The organism is Mycobacterium sp. (genome assembly GCF_052144515.1).
Taxonomy (GTDB): domain Bacteria; phylum Actinomycetota; class Actinomycetes; order Mycobacteriales; family Mycobacteriaceae; genus Mycobacterium.
Window position 1 is genome coordinate 1 of record NZ_JBKQQD010000548.1, and the last position, 4,369, is coordinate 4,369.

The following is a 4,369-nucleotide window of genomic DNA, read 5'->3' on the forward strand; positions in this document are numbered from 1 at the left end:
CAGCCGCGCTCAACTTGTAGATGGTGGCGTCCCGATCTTCCACGCACGACTGCCAGTCCAGGAACTCCTTCGGCAATTTCTGGTTGTCTGCGTTGGTGTGGATTTTCTGCTCGATTTGCTCGCACACATCCGCGAGGGTCAACTCTCCCGGCGCACCGATGTCGGAGAACCATTTATCAGTCATGTCAGATCGTCTTCTCTCCAAAGAAACAAAGCCTCGTATCTCGCAGGCTATTGGGTCCCTGTCACGAGGTTTCTGCGGGCCGCTGCCGTGCTGCGGCCAATAGCTTCTTCCTATAACGAAGTCCTCCAACGGGGTCGAGTGAGCAGGGCAGATGGGGTCCGAGGATACTCAGGGTGCGCTCAGTCATCTTCTGAGTCCTTGTGCTTCGCCGCACGATCCATGTCGCGGCCAACCAACCAATAGACGCCCACCACCACCGCCGCCAAGCCTAAGAAAAACGCGGCGACCAACATGGCATTTCCTCCCTTGGGGGCAGACTCATCGGGCCTGCAGGTGCCGCTTCAGCAGGTCGAGATCGCTCCAGCACATGCGGCTGGCTCGACGTCGATTTGAACACCGACACCTGGGCGGTGCGATAGAGCACTTAGTCCCATAGCCTCGATCCCACGGCCCGGCGCGCCCGCCCAACGCCTTGTGAGGTGCGTTGAAGAGGATCGTTCACGTCAACCAGCACAAAATCCGCGTGCGCATGGCTGAGGTTTCCCGAGCCGGTGTCGTGCCGGATCGGGACCGAAGGAGCAATAGCCGACGCGCCGCCGACCGGCACTTTTTAGGGTGTATCCCAGAAGAATTCCCGTGCCGTCGACGAGTCGGTCGCTTAGGCCCGATGCGGTCTTCAGCCGCTGATCACGGTGTTCCTGAACACATGAAAGGAAACCCGCACCACGGCTTCTGCGTCGCCTCCGGCGGCGGTGGACCAATCCCCTCCCAAACACCCGGGGAAGCGTTTCCATGCCCCCAGACGACGCCGTACCACGTGTGGCATTGAGTCTTGTCCCAGTTAACATCCCCCGGGCATCCGCGACCGGTCTGTGGGTGAAGTCCGCCCTTCTCATCTCCCGGGCAGCATTTGTATGGCCCGGATGCGCCGGGCGGTACTGGCCCGTCTTCTGGCAGCAGGCCATGTATAGGCGGCACAAAGCGGGACTGGGCCTGTGCGGTACCTAGGGTGGGCCCCATTCCGGTGACCGCAACACCCGACAGTATTGCCCCGGCAACGATTTTCTTCAGGGTGCGGGAGGTGTCCATAGCGGCTTCCTTTCGGCTTTGCTGGGCAGCAGCATAAAGCTGGCCGCTTGCGCGATTCTTGCGCTTGCTTGGTTATCGATCCGGCTCCAAAATGCCTTCATCAAACGCTGGCACCGAATTGCTAAAGAACACTTCAGCCACAGGCGCCGACCAGCCCTATTTGGCAGGTGCCCGCGATCCCTGGCAGTCGCGGCCAGCGGGTGCGACCATTTGCTGATGGACCAGGACGACCCCGAGAAGCGCATCGCCGATCTGGACGCGTCAGAAACTGGCAGCGGTCGCGGCAAGCCCCCGTCGATCGGGGTATGGACATGGATCGGGGCCTCGCTTTTTGTAATCTTTTGTGTGCTCGGGGGGCTGAATTTCGTCCGCATGGGTGTTTTGCCCTGGTACGAGTATCGGGTCGGCACACCGACGACGGCGACGATCGATCACTGCGTCTCGTATCCCTCGCGGAGCGGGGGATACGAGACCTGCGACGGCAGGTGGAGCGTCGGCGGTGTGTCACAGACCGGCCCGATCTATTTTGGGTACGACGAACGTGTCGGACCACAGGTAGATATTCATGTCGGTGGCGGCAAAGCCTATACGGCGTACTGGGCAAGACCGAACTATGTGAGCATCTTCGCGGGCTTCTTCGCAATCGCGTCGGGCTTCGCCGTGCTGTGGTCTGTTTGGCGGAAACACAAGACCGGCAGTTGGCCGTGGTCTGGCCGTCGATTCAAGCTTTTCGGGCAGTCAGTTCCGCCGGATCGGACGTAACCGACATGAGCAGACTTTCTGGCTGGGCTTAGTCGGCGGCACCGACCAACTATGCACGATAGATATTGGGCATCCCAACCCAAGGGAGCGCATGAAGGATCGGACGGGCCTGTAGTCGTTTGAGGCGGTCATGGCTGCGGGTCAGGACTATTGGTACGCCAGTTGCAGGCGTTCGAGGCGGCGCACGAGCAGGCTCGGCAGCCATCGCCCAGTCTCAGCGGCTTCGATGTTTGAGGTTCGTTCGAGGAGCTGACCGAGGACGATTTTCGCCTCCAACCGAGCGAGCGCTGCTCCGACGCAGAAGTGCGTTCCCTTGCCAAAGGCGATGTGGCTCTTACCGGCTGGCCGGTCGAGTCGGAACTGTCCGGGATCTTCGAAATGCGACGGGTCGCGATTTGCTGCGCCCCAGAGGAGGAGCAGGCGCGAACCGGCCGGCAGTTCCACGCCGCACAGTTCGGTGTCGTTGACGACATGCCTATAGTGGCCCCGAAAGGGCGGCTCGTAGCGCAGCACCTCTTCAAGAAACGCGCTGAGTTGTTCAGGTTGGAGGCGAATCTGTTGCTGAACACGGGGGTGCGTCGCTAGAAGCGCAGCAGCAGAACCGATTAGCGATGCGGTGGATTCGCCGCCAGCACTGAACAAGGTGATCATCATGGTTAGCGCCGCAACGTCGTCTAGTTCGCCGGTCGCGCACGCCATGGCCAGGTCGCCCAGCAGATTATCTTGCGGGTTGGTCGCCGCCTGCTGGAATTGTTCGGTGATGTAGCCGCTAAGTTCCATCACCGCGTCGGCGGCCGCCTCCAAGTGCTGTGGGGTTACTAGTCCTTCGACCACTTGGGTTGCGGAGTAACCCCATCGGGTGAGTTTGTCGATATCGGCGTCTGGGACACCGATGATCCGCCCGACGATCATCATTGGCAGGCGGTCAGCCAACGCTCCCATCCATTCGATGTGACCGCCTTGGGCGTTGACGGTCCAGATATGAGCGGCGGTATCTGCGATGAATGGTTCGAAGGCGCGGATGCGTTTGGCGGCGAGTTGCGGCAGCAGCGCCTTCCTATGGACCGAATGTGCTGGCTCGTCAGCGGTGGCAAGCGCCTGGATAGCTCCTCCGAGTTCCCCGACTTCGAACGCGGTCACGGTGCCTCCGGGCTGGTACATCATTGTCGCGGTCAGATTCGACGAGAAGTCGCCACATCGTTCGACCGCTTCGTTGACGGCCTTCCAACTGCTCACGGCGTAGAAGCCGGATCCCCCGATGCGATGGACGTGCCCTACCTGATGCATCTGCTCGTAGAGCGGATGCGGGTTCTGAAGGTACTGATCGTCAAATAAGGCGAGGCCGAGGCCACCATTCAGTGAAGTCACTTCTCCACGCTGAGCGGCGAAGACGCGCCGCGTCAATCAACGTCCGGGAAGTTGCAATCCGTCGTCCGCGCCGACCGATAGCGGCGTCTCATCGCTGCTTTCTCACCTGCACCAACCCTGAAACGTATGGCCGAGATCGTCTCAGACCTGAGAAGATATGCGAGAGGCGCTGCAAGGAGGTAGATGCTCATGGTTCGCGACGATTGGGTCGTCGGTGGCGACCGCCGAACGGCGGCGGCTGATCGCATCTACGCAGCCGCGACCGAACTGGTAATACGCGAGGGATTCGACGCCTTCGACATCGATACCCTCGCAGCACAAATTCACTGCTCAAGGGCGACCATCTATCGCTACGCGGGAGGCAAGGCTCAGATAAAGGATGCGGTACTGATGCGGCTATCAGCGGGCATCATCGGCACCGTTCGGCGTGCAGTCGATGGATTGAGCGGCCCGGAGCGAGTTTTCACCGCCATCACAGTCGCACTGGAACAGATCCGGTCGGACCCCATACGGCGGCTGATGCTCAGTTCAAGCAACCCGCCAGAACTAGGCGTGTTGCATTCGTCGCCAGTGCTTGGTCAACTTGCAGCCGACCTCACCGGCATCACCGACGACGACCCCCAAGCCGCACAGTGGGTTGTGCGCGTCGTGGTGTCCCTGGCCTACTGGCCAATCGGGAACAGTCGCGAAGAACACCAAGTGCTGCGGCGGTTCGTCTCACCGGCATTCAACTAAGTCACACCATTGGCCGGACTAATGGTTCGTGGCCCGGTCCTTCGCGTGAAATTTCCGTTAGCCAATAGCTGATTGATGCGGCAAAAGACACGTGACGTTGAGCGGGAGGTTGTCCCGAGTTCCGTGGAACTTCGGTGGCGGTCCGGTGAGCATCAGGCTGCGCTCACCTGGTCATTGTGCACGACAGGTTCGGCGGTTTCGCGTTCGAGTGCAGCGCGGACTGTGGGTAGG

General features: G+C 60.7%; 4 protein-coding genes. 2 read left to right on the plus strand and 2 right to left on the minus strand.

Annotated features, from left to right (window positions below; translation table 11 throughout):
* Nucleotides 1–184 (minus strand): hypothetical protein (locus ACLP9N_RS36930; protein ID WP_442412032.1); only part of this gene is annotated, 184 nt, incomplete at its 3' end.
* A gap of 1,107 nt (nt 185–1,291) precedes the next feature.
* Here ACLP9N_RS36930 and ACLP9N_RS36935 point away from each other — a divergent pair.
* The gene (locus ACLP9N_RS36935; protein WP_442412033.1) at nt 1,292–2,035 is read left to right on the plus strand and encodes a hypothetical protein; all 744 of its coding nucleotides are present in this window, start codon (nt 1,292–1,294) and stop codon (nt 2,033–2,035) included.
* A gap of 147 nt (nt 2,036–2,182) precedes the next feature.
* Here the strand turns inward: ACLP9N_RS36935 and ACLP9N_RS36940 are convergent, their stop codons facing one another.
* On the minus strand, nt 2,183–3,403 hold the full coding sequence (locus ACLP9N_RS36940) for a cytochrome P450 (protein WP_442412034.1): 1,221 nt from the start codon (nt 3,401–3,403) through the stop codon (nt 2,183–2,185).
* Between the two features lie 189 nt (nt 3,404–3,592).
* Here ACLP9N_RS36940 and ACLP9N_RS36945 point away from each other — a divergent pair, with 189 nt between their 5' ends.
* Nucleotides 3,593–4,138, plus strand: a complete 546-nt coding sequence (locus ACLP9N_RS36945; RefSeq protein ID WP_442412035.1) for a TetR/AcrR family transcriptional regulator — start codon at nt 3,593–3,595, stop codon at nt 4,136–4,138.
* Nucleotides 4,139–4,369: the final 231 nt, after the last annotated feature.